24 protein-coding genes are annotated in these 13,206 nt (G+C 63.7%); 1 reads left to right on the top strand and 23 read right to left on the bottom strand.

Annotated elements, in window-relative coordinates; translation table 11 throughout:
- Positions 1-15 precede the first annotated feature (15 nt).
- The 20 genes from rplO to rplC are packed head-to-tail and all read right to left on the bottom strand — an operon-like array spanning position 16 to position 9,446.
- Complete coding sequence (gene rplO, locus MPARV_RS0117870) at positions 16-501, bottom strand: 50S ribosomal protein L15 (RefSeq protein WP_012229042.1); 486 nt, start codon at positions 499-501, stop codon at positions 16-18.
- A complete protein-coding gene (rpmD, locus tag MPARV_RS0117865) occupies positions 498-683 on the bottom strand; it encodes a 50S ribosomal protein L30 (RefSeq protein ID WP_012229043.1) in 186 nt (61 codons plus the stop codon). Before rpmD ends, rplO begins: the two co-directional genes overlap by 4 nt.
- Positions 683-1,270, bottom strand: a complete 588-nt coding sequence (gene rpsE / locus MPARV_RS0117860) for a 30S ribosomal protein S5 (RefSeq protein ID WP_012229044.1) — start codon at positions 1,268-1,270, stop codon at positions 683-685. The genes rpmD and rpsE overlap by 1 nt, the downstream gene beginning before the upstream one ends.
- 2 nt (positions 1,271-1,272) lie before the next feature.
- Positions 1,273-1,638 carry a 50S ribosomal protein L18 gene (gene rplR / locus MPARV_RS0117855; RefSeq protein WP_012229046.1) on the bottom strand — a complete coding sequence of 122 codons (366 nt, stop codon included), beginning with the start codon at positions 1,636-1,638 and terminating at the stop codon, positions 1,273-1,275.
- Positions 1,639-1,657: 19 nt separating this feature from the next.
- Entirely contained in the window at positions 1,658-2,194 is a 537-nt protein-coding gene (gene rplF / locus MPARV_RS0117850; RefSeq protein ID WP_020379232.1) for a 50S ribosomal protein L6, read from the bottom strand.
- A 9-nt stretch (positions 2,195-2,203) separates the two neighbouring features.
- The gene (gene rpsH, locus MPARV_RS0117845) at positions 2,204-2,608 is read right to left on the bottom strand and encodes a 30S ribosomal protein S8 (RefSeq protein WP_012229048.1); all 405 of its coding nucleotides are present in this window, start codon (positions 2,606-2,608) and stop codon (positions 2,204-2,206) included.
- 14 nt (positions 2,609-2,622) lie between these two features.
- Entirely contained in the window at positions 2,623-2,808 is a 186-nt protein-coding gene (locus tag MPARV_RS0117840) for a type Z 30S ribosomal protein S14 (RefSeq protein ID WP_012229049.1), read from the bottom strand.
- On the bottom strand, positions 2,808-3,386 hold the full coding sequence (rplE, locus tag MPARV_RS0117835) for a 50S ribosomal protein L5 (protein ID WP_031279180.1): 579 nt from the start codon (positions 3,384-3,386) through the stop codon (positions 2,808-2,810). Before rplE ends, MPARV_RS0117840 begins: the two co-directional genes overlap by 1 nt.
- Positions 3,387-3,424: 38 nt before the next feature.
- The gene (gene rplX / locus MPARV_RS0117830) at positions 3,425-3,727 is read right to left on the bottom strand and encodes a 50S ribosomal protein L24 (protein WP_031279177.1); all 303 of its coding nucleotides are present in this window, start codon (positions 3,725-3,727) and stop codon (positions 3,425-3,427) included.
- Positions 3,728-3,759: 32 nt separating this feature from the next.
- On the bottom strand, positions 3,760-4,128 hold the full coding sequence (gene rplN / locus MPARV_RS0117825; protein WP_012229052.1) for a 50S ribosomal protein L14: 369 nt from the start codon (positions 4,126-4,128) through the stop codon (positions 3,760-3,762).
- Positions 4,125-4,427 (bottom strand): 30S ribosomal protein S17, encoded by a 303-nt coding sequence (gene rpsQ, locus MPARV_RS0117820; RefSeq protein WP_020379231.1) that lies wholly within the window; start codon positions 4,425-4,427, stop codon positions 4,125-4,127. Before rpsQ ends, rplN begins: the two co-directional genes overlap by 4 nt.
- Complete coding sequence (gene rpmC / locus MPARV_RS0117815; RefSeq protein ID WP_012229055.1) at positions 4,427-4,645, bottom strand: 50S ribosomal protein L29; 219 nt, start codon at positions 4,643-4,645, stop codon at positions 4,427-4,429. The genes rpsQ and rpmC overlap by 1 nt, the downstream gene beginning before the upstream one ends.
- On the bottom strand, positions 4,645-5,061 hold the full coding sequence (rplP, locus tag MPARV_RS0117810; RefSeq protein ID WP_012229056.1) for a 50S ribosomal protein L16: 417 nt from the start codon (positions 5,059-5,061) through the stop codon (positions 4,645-4,647). The genes rpmC and rplP overlap by 1 nt, the downstream gene beginning before the upstream one ends.
- Before the next feature lie 4 nt (positions 5,062-5,065).
- Entirely contained in the window at positions 5,066-5,971 is a 906-nt protein-coding gene (gene rpsC / locus MPARV_RS0117805) for a 30S ribosomal protein S3 (protein ID WP_012229057.1), read from the bottom strand.
- Positions 5,971-6,675 carry a 50S ribosomal protein L22 gene (gene rplV / locus MPARV_RS26190; protein ID WP_020379230.1) on the bottom strand — a complete coding sequence of 235 codons (705 nt, stop codon included), beginning with the start codon at positions 6,673-6,675 and terminating at the stop codon, positions 5,971-5,973. The genes rpsC and rplV overlap by 1 nt, the downstream gene beginning before the upstream one ends.
- Before the next feature lie 2 nt (positions 6,676-6,677).
- A complete protein-coding gene (gene rpsS, locus MPARV_RS0117795) occupies positions 6,678-6,962 on the bottom strand; it encodes a 30S ribosomal protein S19 (RefSeq protein WP_012229059.1) in 285 nt (94 codons plus the stop codon).
- A 39-nt stretch (positions 6,963-7,001) separates the two neighbouring features.
- On the bottom strand, positions 7,002-7,838 hold the full coding sequence (gene rplB, locus MPARV_RS0117790; protein ID WP_012229060.1) for a 50S ribosomal protein L2: 837 nt from the start codon (positions 7,836-7,838) through the stop codon (positions 7,002-7,004).
- Positions 7,839-7,849: 11 nt separating this feature from the next.
- Positions 7,850-8,143: a 50S ribosomal protein L23 gene (gene rplW, locus MPARV_RS0117785; RefSeq protein ID WP_012229061.1), complete on the bottom strand. Its 294-nt coding sequence runs from the start codon at positions 8,141-8,143 to the stop codon at positions 7,850-7,852.
- Positions 8,140-8,787 carry a 50S ribosomal protein L4 gene (rplD, locus tag MPARV_RS0117780; protein ID WP_020379229.1) on the bottom strand — a complete coding sequence of 216 codons (648 nt, stop codon included), beginning with the start codon at positions 8,785-8,787 and terminating at the stop codon, positions 8,140-8,142. The genes rplW and rplD overlap by 4 nt, the downstream gene beginning before the upstream one ends.
- Complete coding sequence (rplC, locus tag MPARV_RS0117775) at positions 8,787-9,446, bottom strand: 50S ribosomal protein L3 (protein ID WP_012229063.1); 660 nt, start codon at positions 9,444-9,446, stop codon at positions 8,787-8,789. The genes rplD and rplC overlap by 1 nt, the downstream gene beginning before the upstream one ends.
- Positions 9,447-9,910: 464 nt before the next feature.
- Between rplC and MPARV_RS0117770 the strand changes: the two genes are divergently transcribed.
- The gene (locus MPARV_RS0117770) at positions 9,911-10,411 is read left to right on the top strand and encodes a serine acetyltransferase (protein ID WP_020379228.1); all 501 of its coding nucleotides are present in this window, start codon (positions 9,911-9,913) and stop codon (positions 10,409-10,411) included.
- Between the two features lie 80 nt (positions 10,412-10,491).
- Here MPARV_RS0117770 and rpsJ read toward each other — a convergent pair whose 3' ends face one another.
- From rpsJ to tuf, 3 genes are all read right to left on the bottom strand, one after another.
- Positions 10,492-10,803 (bottom strand): 30S ribosomal protein S10, encoded by a 312-nt coding sequence (rpsJ, locus tag MPARV_RS0117765; protein ID WP_012229066.1) that lies wholly within the window; start codon positions 10,801-10,803, stop codon positions 10,492-10,494.
- Positions 10,804-10,964: 161 nt separating this feature from the next.
- The gene (locus MPARV_RS0117760; RefSeq protein ID WP_020379227.1) at positions 10,965-11,864 is read right to left on the bottom strand and encodes a hypothetical protein; all 900 of its coding nucleotides are present in this window, start codon (positions 11,862-11,864) and stop codon (positions 10,965-10,967) included.
- A gap of 92 nt (positions 11,865-11,956) precedes the next feature.
- Positions 11,957-13,144 carry an elongation factor Tu gene (tuf, locus tag MPARV_RS0117755; RefSeq protein WP_020379226.1) on the bottom strand — a complete coding sequence of 396 codons (1,188 nt, stop codon included), beginning with the start codon at positions 13,142-13,144 and terminating at the stop codon, positions 11,957-11,959.
- Positions 13,145-13,206 lie beyond the last annotated feature (62 nt).

Genomic DNA, 13,206 nt, shown 5'->3' with positions numbered 1-13,206 from the left:
GTGCTCCAGTACCGCTTAGCGGTTGGTGTGGGCAGATCCGTGGAAGGCGGGCCGCACGCTGTAGGGCAGGTCGAGGCGCTCAACGCTGCCGCCGGCTGCGATAATCGCCGCCTCGGCGGATGCGGAGAACGCATGCGCCTTCACGGTGACGGCGCGGCTGATCTCGCCACGGCCCAACACCTTCACCAGCGAGCCCTTACCCACCAGCCCGATGCCCAACAGGGTCTCGGGGGTCACCTCGTCCAACCCACACTCTGAGATGGTATCGAGGTTGATGGGCTGATACTCCACCCGGAACGGGTTGTTGAAGCCGCGAAGCTTTGGCAGGCGCTGGAACAGCGGCAACTGGCCGCCCTCGAAGGCGACGGGCACGGTGTTGCGGGCCCGCTGGCCCTTGGTGCCGCGGCCGGCGGTCTTGCCGCCCTTGCCACCGATGCCGCGACCGACCCGCTTGGAGCGGCGCTTGGAACCGGGTGCCGGTTCAAGGTCGTGAATTTTCATGAGTCATCCTCCTCGACGCTGATGAGGTGAGGAACCTTGTTGATCTGGCCCCGGGCGTCCGGGGTGTCTTCCAAGACATTGGACTTTCCGATCCGCCCAAGCCCCAACGCCCTGAGCGAACCACGCTGCTTGGGCTTCGAACCGATGGACGACCGTGTCTGGGTCACTTTGATCTTGGCCATTATCGAACCTCGGTGGGCTCGGCATCGGGGCCCCGCTCGGACTCCTGCCACGCACGCCACAGGGCGGGGGGCATGAACTCCTCGGGGTCGAGGCCGCGGAGGCGGGCCATCTCGTCGGGGCGACGAAGGCTGGTGAGCCCGTTCATGGTCGCCCGGGCCACGTTGATGTAGTTGGGCGAACCGAGCGACTTGCAGAGCACGTCTCCGATGCCCGCCTCTTCCAGAATTGCGCGGGCGGCACCGCCGGCGATGACACCGGTACCTGGTGCAGCGGGCTTCAACATCACCCGACCGGCTCCCAGCTCACCGATGATGGGGTGAACGATGGTCGATCCGGCCATCGGCACCTTGATGAGGGTTCGCTTGGCCTCTTCGGTGCCCTTCTGGATCGCCAGGGGCACCTCTTTGGCCTTGCCGTAGCCAAGCCCGACACGACCGGCACCATCACCAATGACCACCAAAGCGGTGAAGGAGAACCGACGTCCGCCTTTTACCACCTTGGCCACACGGTTGATGTTGATCACCCGCTGTTCGCGCAGCGACATATCGTCGCCGCCACGGGAGTTACCACGGTTGTTGTTGGCCATCTCTAAAACTCCAGTCCGCCGGAACGGGCGGCATCGGCCAGGGCGGCCACTCGACCATGGAAGCGGAAGCCGCCCCGGTCGAAGACCACCGTGGTCACTCCAGCAGCCTTGGCACGCTCGGCGATTCGCTCGCCGACCGTCGCGGCCGCCTCCTTGTTGGATGTGGCGCCACCGATCAGATCGGCCTCCTGCGTGGAGGCTGCGGCCAGGGTGACCCCGGCCGTGTCGTCGATCACCTGGGCGACCACGTGGCGGTTGCTGCGGAACACGGCGAGGCGGGGGCGTTGCTCGGTTCCGGCCACGGCCTTGCGCACGCGTGCGTGGCGGCGAATCCGGGATCGGCGTTTGGCGTTGGTTTTGTTCGTCATCTCATGCTCCTGGACCGGCTCACTTGCCGGCCTTACCGGCCTTGCGCTTCACGTGCTCATTGGCGTAGCGGACACCCTTGCCCTTATAGGGCTCCGGCGAACGCAATGCCCGAATGTTGGCCGCCACCTGGCCCACCAGCTGCTTATCGATGCCGGCGATCTCGATGTAGGTGTTTCGAGGAAGGGTGAAGGTGATGCCCTCGGGGGCGTCCACGGTAATCGAGTGGGAGAAACCCAACTGGAGCTCGATGCCCTTGCCCTTCGCCGTGGCCCGGTAGCCGGTACCCACGATCTCAAGGTCCTTCTGAAACCCGGTGGACACACCAACGACCATGTTGTTCACCAGCGAGCGCACCAGGCCGTGCAACGAACGGGTTTCCCGCTCGTCGTCCCGCCTCGTGACCGAGACCAGGCCGTCGCCCAGCGACACGTCGATGCCGGCGGGGATCTCCTGACTCAGTTCGCCCTTGGGGCCCGTGACGGTGACGGTCGCGCCGTCAATGGCCAGCGTGACGCCGGCGGGCAGGGTGATCGGTTGTTCTCCGATTCGTGACATGTGTCGCTCCTACCAGACGTTGCAGAGGATCTCGCCACCGACCCGGCGGCGACGCGCCTCCCGGTCGGTGATCAGCCCCTGGCTGGTGGACAGGACCGAAATCCCAAGGCCACCCAGAACGCGGGGCACCTCGCTGGACTTGCGGTAGATACGAAGGCCGGGCTTGGAAACCCGTTGCAGACCGGAGATCACGCGTCGGCGCTCCGGTGAGTACTTCATGGTGATCGTCAGCGTTTCGCCGGGACCGTTGGGAGCCGGGTTCACCTCGTAGGGGCCGATGTAGCCCTCACGACGGAGCAGCTCGGCCAAGGCCAGCTTCTGCTTGGACGATGGCATGCGCACCTGATCGTGCATCGCGATGTTCGCGTTGCGGATACGGGTGAGCATGTCGGCGATGGGGTCAGTCATTGACATGGTTCAGACTCCTCTCACCAGCTCGCCTTGCGGACCCCGGGGATTTCCCCCGCGTGGGCCAGCTCTCTCAGACAAATACGACACAGTCCAAACTTCCGGTAGACGGCACGTGGGCGACCGCAGCGCTTGCAGCGGGTGTAGCCACGTACCTTGAACTTCGGCTTGCGGTTGGCCTTCTCGATGAGTGCCTTGGTCGCCATTACTGCTGCCCCTCACGTCGGAACGGGAAACTGAAGGCATCGAGCAGGGCCTTGCCTTCAGCATCGGTACGAGCGGTCGTGACCAAGGTGATGTCCATGCCTCGGGAGGCGTCCACCTGGTCGTAATCGATTTCGGGGAAGATCAACTGCTCGGTGACCCCGAAGGTGTAGTTGCCCCGGCCGTCGAAGCTCTTGGGGGAGAGACCTCGGAAGTCTCGAATCCGAGGGATGGCCAGGTTGACCAACCGGTCGAAGAACTCCCACATGCGGTCGCCCCGGAGGGTGACCTTCACGCCTACGGGGTTGCCCTCTCGAAGCTTGAAGCCTGCGATCGACTTCTTGGCCTTGGTGACAATCGGCTTTTGCCCCGTGATGATGGTGATGTCGGTGACGATCTTCTCGATCAGCGCCTTCTGCTCGGTGGCAGCGCCGGCACCCACGTTCACCACGATCTTGGTGAGGCGGGGGACCTCCATGACATTCTCCAGGCCGAGTTCAGCCTGAACCTGATCACGAAGCTCATCGTTGTAACGGTTCTTCAGACGAGGCCCCGGTGAGGCGCCGTCATAACCGCCCATGTCGATCAACGACTCGGGTGAGGTTGCGGTATCGGAACTCACAGGTCACCTCCGCTCTTCCGGGAGACTCGGGTCTTCGTGCCGTCGTCGGCCATTTTGTAGCCGACCCTGGTTGGGGTACCGCCCTCAACCATGGCCACGTTCGACACGTGGATGGGCCCTTCGGCCTCTCGGATACCGCCGGGCTCGTTCTGGCCACGTGGCTTGTCGTGGTGCTTCTGCACGTTCACACCTTCGACCAGAAGCTGTTGGGTCCTGGGCATCGCCTTGATGACGAGGCCCTCGGTGCCACGGTCCTTGCCCCGCAACACGATCACTCGATCGCCCTCTCGGATCTTCATTTTCGTCGGCGCCTTTGTCTTGGAACGAGACATCACAGCACCTCCGGAGCCAGGGACACGATGCGCATGAACTTGGCATCCCGCAGTTCACGACCCACCGGCCCAAAGATCCGGGTGCCTCGTGGGGCCCGATCGTCGCGGATCAGCACGGCGGCGTTCTCGTCGAATCGGATGTAGGAGCCGTCGCTACGACGCTTCTCCTTCTTGGTGCGCACGATGACACAGCGCACCACCTCGCCCTTCTTGACAGCGGCGCCGGGCAGCGCGTCCTTGACCGTGGCCACCACGATGTCTCCGATCGAGGCGTAGCGGCGACGCGAGCCACCGAGCACCTTGATGACCAGTACCTCTCGGGCACCGGAGTTGTCGGCCACCCGCATGCGGGTTTCCTGTTGGATCATCGGGCACGCTCCAGGATCTCGAGCAAACGCCAACGCTTGTTCTTGGACAGCGGGCGGGTTTCCACCACCCGAACACGGTCCCCCACGTTGAGGGTGTTCTCCTCATCGTGGACGTACAAGCGCTTCGTGCGGCGAACAGCCTTGGTATAGGCACGGTGGCTCACCTGTTGGGTGAAGCTGACGGCGACGGTCTTGTCCATGCCGTTCGAGGTCACGATGCCCTCGCGCACCTTACGGGCGGGGCGATCCTCAGCGATTTCAGCGGCCGTGTCATCGGGGCTGGTGGTGGACTCTGGCATTACGCGTGCTCCCTCTCGGCGGCGGCGATCTCACGCTCTCGCAGTTCGGTCATGATTCGTGCGATCGTTCGCTTCACTTCGCCCAGCCGGGCGGAGTTGTCGAGCTGCCCGGTCACCAACTGGAAACGCAGGTTGAACAGCTCTTCACGTCGTTCGCCAAGCTGCGACAGCAACTCAGAATCGGCAATTTCTCGGATGGGGGTGTCGCTCTTGGCCATCAGATGCCCTCCTCGCGGGTGACGATGCGTGCCTTGATCGGCAGCTTCTGAATGGCCCGCTCGAGTGCGCCACGGGCGACGTCCTCGTCGGGGTAGCTCAGCTCGAACATGATGCGGCCCGGCTTCACTGGTGCAACCCACCGCTCGGGGTTGCCCTTGCCTGAACCCATGCGGGTCTCGGCGGGCTTCTGGGTGACCGGCTTGTCAGGGAACACCGTGATCCAGACCTTGCCCCCACGCTTGATGTGGCGGGTCATGGCGATACGGGCGGCCTCGATCTGGCGAGCGGTGATCCAGCCCGGCTCGAGAGCCTGAACCCCATACTGGCCGAAGCTGACCGCGGTGCCGCCCTTGGCGTTGCCCTTGAGGCGTCCGCGCTGGTGCTTGCGGTGGCGGACCTTGCGTGGCATCAACATGAGGTCACTCCCCCTCGTTCGGTCGGAAGTGCTCCGGGCCCTTGGAACGTGACTGGGCCTGGCGCTCGATTTCTTCTTCCTCGGTGAGCAGCTTCTCGAACTCCGGATCCGCTTCCTTCAACAACGGCGCCGGTTCTTCGGTGCCCTCGTCGGCGGCATCGCCGGCATTCGGCGGAGTCGGACGGGACGAGACCACGCGTGGGGTGGCCTCCTGGCCGGTGGACTCGCCCACCGCCATCGCCGCCTCCTTGGAGGCCTTGTCTTCACCCTGCGCTTTGTACGGAAGAATGTCGCCCTTGTAGAGCCACACCTTCACGCCGACCTGGCCGGTGCTGGTTGCGGCTTCACGGAGGCCGTAATCGATATCGGCCCGCAGCGTGTGCAGCGGCACCCGCCCCTCGCGGTACCACTCGGAACGGCTCATCTCGGCCCCGCCCAGACGGCCACCACACTGCACCCGGATACCGAGCGCACCGGCCTTCATGGCGTTCTGCACCGCACGCTTCATCGCACGACGGAATGCCATGCGGTTGGCCAGTTGGTCGGCCACGCCCTGGGCGATCAGGGCAGCATCCAGCTCGGGCTGCTTGATCTCCTGGATGTTCAGCTGAACCTTCGGGTTGTCGGTGATGCGGGCCAGCTCCTGGCGGAGCTCGTCGGCCATGGCGCCACGACGCCCGATCACGATGCCCGGTCGAGCGGTGTGCAGATCGATCCGCACTCGGTCACGGGTGCGTTCCACCTCGATACGGCTGATGGCTGCGTTCGCCATGCGGCTCATCAGGTAGCGACGGATTTCCCAGTCTTCGACCACGTAGTCGACATACTGTTCACGGTCGGCGTACCACCTGGACTTCCAGTCCGTGGTGATTCCCAGCCGGAAGCCGTACGGGTTGACCTTCTGTCCCATCAGGCGTCGTCCTTGCTGTCGCTGCCTTCGGCAGACTCGTCGGAGTCTGCGCTGGTGTCGTCTGTGTCTGTCTTGGCGCTGTCGTCGGCAGACTCGTCGGAGTCTGCGTCGGTCTCGCTGCTTGCCTCGACGGCTTGGTCGGCGGCGGTGTTCTCGTCGACCGTGTCGGTGACCAACTCCGCCTCAGAGGCCTCGATTGGCTCCTCGGCGGGCTCGTCGTCCGCAGGTGTCTCCTCGGCGGCATTGTCGCCTCGGCTCGCTGCAACACGGCGTGCACGAGCTGCCGCGGCATCGGCGGGTGCCCCGCCGCGCTCGCGTCGCTCGGCGATCTCGTCGGAGGAGAGCCGACCCACGATGATGGTGATGTGGGTGGTCCGCTTGTTGATGCGGGTGGCTCGCCCTCGCGCTCGTGGCCGGAAGCGCCGCATGGTGGGGCCTTCGTCGGCGAAGCATGCCGCAACGAACAGTTCGTCGGCCGGTAGGCCATCGTTGTTGCCGGCGTTGGCGACCGCCGATGCCAGCAACTTGGAGATGGGACGACCCGCCTCGCGCTCGCAGCGGTTCAGCTCGTCCATGGCCTCGGCGACGGGCAGGTCGCGGATCAGGTCGAGCACGACCCGCGCCTTGTAGGCAGAGAATCGAGCATGGCGCAGGACGGCCCGAGTGCCGGGGCGCTCGTTGGTCTTGGTTCCGGTTTGGGTCATGGCTATCGGCCGCCTCGCGCCGTGCGCTCCTGCCCGGCGTGGAACTTGAAGGTGCGGGTTGGAGCGAACTCACCCAGCTTGTGGCCCACCATCGACTCGGTGACGTACACGGGCACGTGCTTGCGGCCATCGTGAACGGCGATGGTGTGACCCACCATGTCGGGGATGATGGTCGAGCGACGCGACCACGTCTTGATGACGGTCTTCTGGCTTTTCTCGTTGAGCGCGTCCACCTTCTTTAACAGGTGGTCGTCAACGAAGGGGCCCTTCTTCAGACTGCGTGGCATATCAGGACTTCCTCACGTTGCTGAGCGATGGATTCATACTCATCGGCGCGAACCGCGGGTGCGACGACGACGCACGATGAGCTTCTGAGACGGCTTGTTCTGATCTCGTGTGCGGCCCTCGGGCTTGCCCCAAGGCGACACTGGGTGACGGCCACCGGAGGTCTTGCCCTCGCCGCCGCCGTGCGGGTGGTCCACCGGGTTCATCGCGACACCGCGGGTTTGCGGGCGCTTGCCCTTCCAACGGTTGCGACCGGCCTTGCCGATTTTGATCAGCTCGTGCTCGACATTGCCCACCTGGCCGACGGTTGCCCGGCAGTCGATGGGAACGCGCCGCATCTCGGTGGAGGGCAACCGCAGCGTCGCGTAATCGCCTTCCTTGGCCACCAACTGCACGGAAGCACCGGCCGAGCGAGCCATTTTGGCGCCGCCACCCGGCTTCAACTCGATGTTGTGAATGGTGGTACCAACCGGGATGTATCGCAGAGGAAGGGCGTTGCCCGGGCGGATCTCCGCGCCTTGTCCCGACTGCAGCTCGTCGCCAACCGACACGTTCCGGGGGGCGATGATGTAGCGCTTTTCGCCATCGAGGTAATGCAACAACGCGATGCGGCAGCTGCGGTTGGGGTCGTACTCGATCGTGGCAACCTTCGCCGGGACTCCGTCCTTGGTGCGGCGGAAGTCGATGACGCGGTAGCGCTGCTTGTGACCGCCACCACGGTGGCGGGCGGTCTTGCGGCCCTTGTTGTTCCGTCCGCCGGTCCTGGTCTTCTGTGTAACCAGTGATTTTTCCGGTGACGTCCGCGTGATCTCGGCAAAGTCCGAGACGGTCTGAAACCGGCGTGCCGGACTGGTTGGTTTGCGCTTTCTGAGGCCCATGAAACTCCCTCTCAGCGAACTTCGAAGAGTTCGATCTCGTCACCCTCGGCGAGGGTGACCATGGCCCGCTTGGTATCGGCGCGGGAGCCGTACGTCATGCGCTTGCGCTGGCGGATTCGCTTGCCCGGGCGGTTCAAGGTGTTCACCTTGACCACCGACACGCCCCAAATCTGTTCCACCGCTTGGCGGATCTCCACCTTGTTGGCGTCGGGCGCCACGATGAAGGTGTAGACGCCCTCATCGATCAGCCCATAGGACTTTTCGGACACCACCGGACGGATGATGACGCTGCGTGAATCCCTCATGACTCGTCTCCGGTGTCGGCCTCGGTCGATGGTGCATCAGCGCCGGGAAGGGCGCCGCGGGTGTAGATGACGTAATCCGACACCAGCACGTCGTAGGTGGTGACCTGCCCGGCATCGGTCAGCGTGACCTCGGGAAGGTTGCGCAGGCTACGGCCGGCGGTCCCATCGTCGGGTCCGAGCACGACCAGGATTCGGCCCTCGGCTCCGAGTGCAGCCAGGGCTGCTTTGGCGGACTTGGTGTTGGGCACATCAAGGCCCCAACCGTCCAGCACCAGCAACCTGTTGTCGGCCAGACGGTCCGACAGGGCTGAGGCCAATGCCAGGCGCTTCATCTTCTTGGGGGTCCGCTGGGCGTAGCTTCGAGGCTTGGGCCCGTGGGCCACTCCGCCGCCACGCCAGTGGGGCGCACGAATCGAGCCTTGCCGGGCGTTGCCGGTGCCCTTCTGGCGCCATGGCTTACGACCACCGCCACGCACCTCGGCACGTGTCTTGGTGGATGCCGTGCCCTTGCGGCGAGCGGCCAATTGTGCCGTCACCACCTGGTGCATGACCGCCACGTTTGGCTCCACGCCAAACAGGGTGTCGTCCAGTTCGACCGAACCGGACGGCGACCCGCTGGGATTCAGTACATCAACGGTTGCCATCAGCTCTCACCTCCGCCGACGCGAGCCTTGACCGCGTCGCGAATCACGATGTAGGACCCCTTCGGGCCGGGTACGGAGCCTTTGACCAGCACGACGCCGGCTTCAGGATCGGCTCTCACCACCTCCAGGTTGAGGGTGGTCACCTTCTCCCCGCCCATTCGGCCGGGCATGCGGGTCCCCTTGAAGACACGGCCCGGGGTGGCACATGCGCCGACCGCACCAGGCTTGCGGTGCACCTTGTGTGCTCCGTGGCTTGCCGGCTGACCGGCAAAGTTGTGGCGCTTCATGGCGCCGGCGAAGCCTTTACCCTTCGACACCCCTGCAACATCCACCCGGTCTCCCGCGGCGAAGATCGACGCGTCGAGCTGCTGACCCACCTCGTAGGCGGATGCATCGGTCATGCGGAGCTCGACCAGGCGAACGCCCGGATCAACTCCCGCCTTGTCGAAATGACCCGCCTCGGCCAGCGTCAGCTTGCTTGCCGACTTTGTTCCGAAGGTCACCTGCACGGCTTCGTAGCCGTCGACGCCGTCGGCGGAACGAACCGCCACGATCCGGCAGGGGTCCACCTTCACCACGGTGACGGGCTGAATCTGTGAATCGTCACCCCATACCTGGGTCATGCCGACTTTTTGTCCAACGATTGCTTTGTTCGCCATGACGGCTCGTCCTTGGTCGTAGCTTCCTTCGCCGGCGACGCCTGTGCGTCGAGCGAATCGAGATAACGGGGCTGTAATTTGTTCGCCCACTCAGGCAAACGCTCCGCTCGGGCGAACCCGGGCGGAGCGGCGTCTCGGTTGTGTCTCGTGGTTCCAATCCGGCGCCCCGGTGACCGCAGCGGTCGAGGGTGTTGTTCCGGCGGCCTACGAGAGCCTCAGTTGGTGAGACGGGGGCGTCCCACACACGAAAGGGAAACCTTATCGGTCGTCGGGCTCAGCCACAAACCGGTGGAGGATTGCTTGTGCACGCCCACATCGCGGGCCCTACCCGACGTTCCACTCCCAACCGCCCGTACACTGCGAGCCGGACGCCCACGACCATCCCCCGGAGGTATTCCGTGCCCAAGCCTCGTCCAGACGTCGCCCCGGGGTTGCCGGCTGTCACGCCTGGGATCCGCGAGGTTTTGAGTGCAGATTTTGCGGCCAACCGACACGACCCCAAGGGCCTCATGTTGGTCATGGCGTTTCGTTTGGCTGCGGAGGCCGGCTGGCTTGGTCGGCTCAGCCCCGCCATACGGCTGGCGATGCTTCCAATCCTCGTGACCTACCGCGTGCTGGTCGCCTGGGTACTTGGCTTTGAGCTTCCTTCGGGCACCACCGTCGGTCCTGGGCTGCGGGTCCGTCACGGCCAGGGGGTCGTCGTCAATCCCGGCACGGTTCTTGGGAGCAACATCATGCTGCGACAGGGCGTGACCATCGGCAATATCAAACGCCGCCGGGGGCTCACACCATGTCCGGTGGTTGGCGACGGGGTGGAGTTCGGCGCAAATGCCATCGTCCTCGGTGAAATCAGCATCGGGGCCGGGGCAATGATCGGGGCCGGCTGCGTGGTTACCACCGATGTGCCCGCAGGGGCACTGGTTCGACCGCCACGCCCCGAGATCGTCGACCGCGCCAAAACATGACGGAGCCAAACCTCGACGGTGGACGCTCGCGCCCGTCGCCCAGCCACCCGGCCTTCGGTCGGCTCACGGGTTGAAGGTCGCTACTGGATCTTGATCTCGATCTCGACACCCGCCGGAAGATCGAGTCGCTGAAGCGAATCGACGGTCTTCTGGGTGGGCTCAAGGATGTCGATCAGTCGCTTGTGCACCCGCATCTCGAAGTGCTCGCGGGAGTCCTTGTACTTGTGTGGCGAACGGATCACCGTCACCCGGTGCTTCTCGGTAGGAAGCGGAATGGGGCCACGAATCGAAGCCTGGGTTCTGACAGCGGTCTCGACGATTTTCTTGGCCGACTGGTCGATGACCTCGTGGTCATAGGCCTTGAGGCGGATGCGGATGCGTTGGTTGGCCATGGGGGCTCTCCTGGATTCGCCGCGCCCTGGAAGGGGCGGCTTTGGGGGATCGTCGAGTGTCAAGGAACGCGGGCACGATGGGTGCACCGGGGTCTGACACCCTAGCGGGCCGATTCGGCCGGCCACCACTGCGGACCAGGTTCACACCTGAGTGGGCAATCTCACCGGGCCAGCGGCGCCAACTCGCTCCACGCACGGCTGGACGTGCCCGACCACTCATACAGGCTGGCACCCATACCTCGGTACTTGGCGACCGCCCTGGCCATATCAGCCGCCTGCCCCGCCAAGAGGTCGCTGGACATCCCGCCGATGGAGTGAATGGTGTTGCCGTTACGACCGGTCAACTGGCTGAACATCTTGAAATTCTCTTCCGTATAGCGAAATCCGTTATCCCAGTAGGGGGCACGCGATCGCCGGAAGGTCCAGTAACTCATCGGCAACAGGACGTCGCAGAGCGCCGATACCCGAGCCCAGGGGAAATTGGGCCAAATGCTCGGAAACTGTTTCAACTGCAAGGGCGGATAGACGACGCCACCGATGCCCGTTCCACGACCAACGCGTTGCCGCAGACGTTCCAGCACCTGAAGCTGTCGACGGCTGCGTTCGGCGGGCGCGTAGTTGGTGGTCTCGATATCGACGCCGATGGCATCGACACCAACATCACGCATGGCCACCAGACGGGACACATCCAGGTCGAGGTTGTTCAGGGCGGGGAGGTACCAGCCCACGACGGCGATCGCGTGACGATGGCACTCGCTGACGAACTTCTTCAGCACGGTCGGGTCCAGCAGCAAAGCGGTGCCCGACTGTTTCGATGTTTGGATGTACAGCGTCGAGACACCCCGTCGTGCCAGCGACGCCACCCCCGAGGGGTTCACCACCGGGTGACCGGCCACCGAGGGCGACCACTGATACATCGAGGCCCAGGCTCCCAAACCCCGAAACGGCGCAAGAGCGCTGCCCGATGGCGGTGGTGCCTGACAGCCACACGAGCCAAGAGCGGCACCGGCGACGCCGGCTATGACCCCGAGCGCCGAACGTCGAGCGATGATCTGCGACATGGGCCCAACGTTATCCAGACTCGGACGCGGAACGACCCGGGCCGAGGCCCGGGTCGCAACATGTCACTGGATGCCCTGTCGGGCGGGCTGGGCTACTTGAGGATCTTGGTGACTCGGCCCGCACCAACCGTACGACCACCCTCACGAATCGCGAACCGCAAACCCTCTTCCATCGCGATCGGCGCAATCAACTCCACCGTCATCGACGTGTTATCCCCAGGCATCACCATCTCCTTATCCGCCGGCAACGTCACCGTCCCCGTCACATCCGTCGTCCGGAAATAAAACTGCGGCGAATACGCCGAGAAAAACGGCTTATGCCGACCACCCTCATCCTTGGTCAACACATACACCTGACCCTCAAAATCCGTATGCGGAGTAATCGACCCCGGAGCAGCCAACACCTGCCCACGCTGCACCTCATCCTTCTCCACACCACGCAACAACGCACCAATATTGTCCCCAGCCTGACCCTCATCCAACAACTTACGGAACATCTCCACACCCGTACACGTCGTCTTCTGCGTCGGCTTCAAACCAACAATCTCAATCGCATCACCAGTATGAACAGCACCCTGCTCAATCTTCCCCGTCACCACCGTCCCACGACCAGTAATCGAGAACACATCCTCAATCGGCATCAAAAACGGACGATCCAAATCACGCTCAGGCTGCGGAATATACGCATCCACCTGCGCCATCAACTCCATCACCTGATCCTGAGCAGCCTCATCACCCTCAAGCGCCTTCAACGCCGACACCGGCACCACCGGAATATCATCACCCGGGAACTCAAACTCGCTCAGAAGCTCACGAACCTCAAGCTCCACCAACTCCAACAACTCCTCATCATCAACCATGTCAACCTTGTTCAACGCCACAACAATCGACGGAACACCCACCTGACGAGCCAACAACACATGCTCACGAGTCTGCGGCATCGGACCATCAGCCGCCGACACCACCAAAATCGCGCCATCCACCTGCGCCGCACCCGTAATCATGTTCTTAATATAATCCGCGTGACCAGGCATATCCACATGCGCATAATGCCGGTTCTCAGTCAAATACTCCACATGCGACACATTGATCGTGATCCCACGCTCACGCTCCTCCGGAGCCTTATCAATATTGTCGTACGCAGTCGCCTCGTTCCCCTCCACCCGATCAGCCAACGTCTTCGAAATCGCCGCAGTCAACGTCGTCTTACCATGGTCAATATGACCCATCGTCCCCACATTCATATGAGGCTTGTTCCGCTCGAACTTCTCCTTGGCCATGAGTGTTGCTCCTTGTCAGGTGGGGGTGATTGTGGTGGGGGTGATTGTGGTGGGGGTGATTG

The sequence above is a fragment of the Candidatus Microthrix parvicella Bio17-1 genome (assembly GCF_000299415.1).
Classification (GTDB): domain Bacteria; phylum Actinomycetota; class Acidimicrobiia; order Acidimicrobiales; family Microtrichaceae; genus Microthrix; species Microthrix parvicella.
Note: the sequence above shows the minus strand (reverse complement) of the source record. Positions and strands in the feature narration are given on the sequence as shown.

What these genes read in the sequence shown, in the direction of transcription:
- rplO (WP_012229042.1), bottom strand. Translation starts at nt 501, where the DNA reads ATGAAAATTCACGACCTTGAACCGGCACCCGGTTCCAAGCGCCGCTCC.
- rpmD (WP_012229043.1), bottom strand. Translation starts at nt 683, where the DNA reads ATGGCCAAGATCAAAGTGACCCAGACACGGTCGTCCATCGGTTCGAAG.
- rpsE (WP_012229044.1), bottom strand. Translation starts at nt 1,270, where the DNA reads ATGGCCAACAACAACCGTGGTAACTCCCGTGGCGGCGACGATATGTCG.
- rplR (WP_012229046.1), bottom strand. Translation starts at nt 1,638, where the DNA reads ATGACGAACAAAACCAACGCCAAACGCCGATCCCGGATTCGCCGCCAC.
- rplF (WP_020379232.1), bottom strand. Translation starts at nt 2,194, where the DNA reads ATGTCACGAATCGGAGAACAACCGATCACCCTGCCCGCCGGCGTCACG.
- rpsH (WP_012229048.1), bottom strand. Translation starts at nt 2,608, where the DNA reads ATGTCAATGACTGACCCCATCGCCGACATGCTCACCCGTATCCGCAAC.
- MPARV_RS0117840 (WP_012229049.1), bottom strand. Translation starts at nt 2,808, where the DNA reads ATGGCGACCAAGGCACTCATCGAGAAGGCCAACCGCAAGCCGAAGTTC.
- rplE (WP_031279180.1), bottom strand. Translation starts at nt 3,386, where the DNA reads ATGGGCGGTTATGACGGCGCCTCACCGGGGCCTCGTCTGAAGAACCGT.
- rplX (WP_031279177.1), bottom strand. Translation starts at nt 3,727, where the DNA reads ATGAAGATCCGAGAGGGCGATCGAGTGATCGTGTTGCGGGGCAAGGAC.
- rplN (WP_012229052.1), bottom strand. Translation starts at nt 4,128, where the DNA reads ATGATCCAACAGGAAACCCGCATGCGGGTGGCCGACAACTCCGGTGCC.
- rpsQ (WP_020379231.1), bottom strand. Translation starts at nt 4,427, where the DNA reads ATGCCAGAGTCCACCACCAGCCCCGATGACACGGCCGCTGAAATCGCT.
- rpmC (WP_012229055.1), bottom strand. Translation starts at nt 4,645, where the DNA reads ATGGCCAAGAGCGACACCCCCATCCGAGAAATTGCCGATTCTGAGTTG.
- rplP (WP_012229056.1), bottom strand. Translation starts at nt 5,061, where the DNA reads ATGTTGATGCCACGCAAGGTCCGCCACCGCAAGCACCAGCGCGGACGC.
- rpsC (WP_012229057.1), bottom strand. Translation starts at nt 5,971, where the DNA reads ATGGGACAGAAGGTCAACCCGTACGGCTTCCGGCTGGGAATCACCACG.
- rplV (WP_020379230.1), bottom strand. Translation starts at nt 6,675, where the DNA reads ATGACCCAAACCGGAACCAAGACCAACGAGCGCCCCGGCACTCGGGCC.
- rpsS (WP_012229059.1), bottom strand. Translation starts at nt 6,962, where the DNA reads ATGCCACGCAGTCTGAAGAAGGGCCCCTTCGTTGACGACCACCTGTTA.
- rplB (WP_012229060.1), bottom strand. Translation starts at nt 7,838, where the DNA reads ATGGGCCTCAGAAAGCGCAAACCAACCAGTCCGGCACGCCGGTTTCAG.
- rplW (WP_012229061.1), bottom strand. Translation starts at nt 8,143, where the DNA reads ATGAGGGATTCACGCAGCGTCATCATCCGTCCGGTGGTGTCCGAAAAG.
- rplD (WP_020379229.1), bottom strand. Translation starts at nt 8,787, where the DNA reads ATGGCAACCGTTGATGTACTGAATCCCAGCGGGTCGCCGTCCGGTTCG.
- rplC (WP_012229063.1), bottom strand. Translation starts at nt 9,446, where the DNA reads ATGGCGAACAAAGCAATCGTTGGACAAAAAGTCGGCATGACCCAGGTA.
- rpsJ (WP_012229066.1), bottom strand. Translation starts at nt 10,803, where the DNA reads ATGGCCAACCAACGCATCCGCATCCGCCTCAAGGCCTATGACCACGAG.
- MPARV_RS0117760 (WP_020379227.1), bottom strand. Translation starts at nt 11,864, where the DNA reads ATGTCGCAGATCATCGCTCGACGTTCGGCGCTCGGGGTCATAGCCGGC.
- tuf (WP_020379226.1), bottom strand. Translation starts at nt 13,144, where the DNA reads ATGGCCAAGGAGAAGTTCGAGCGGAACAAGCCTCATATGAATGTGGGG.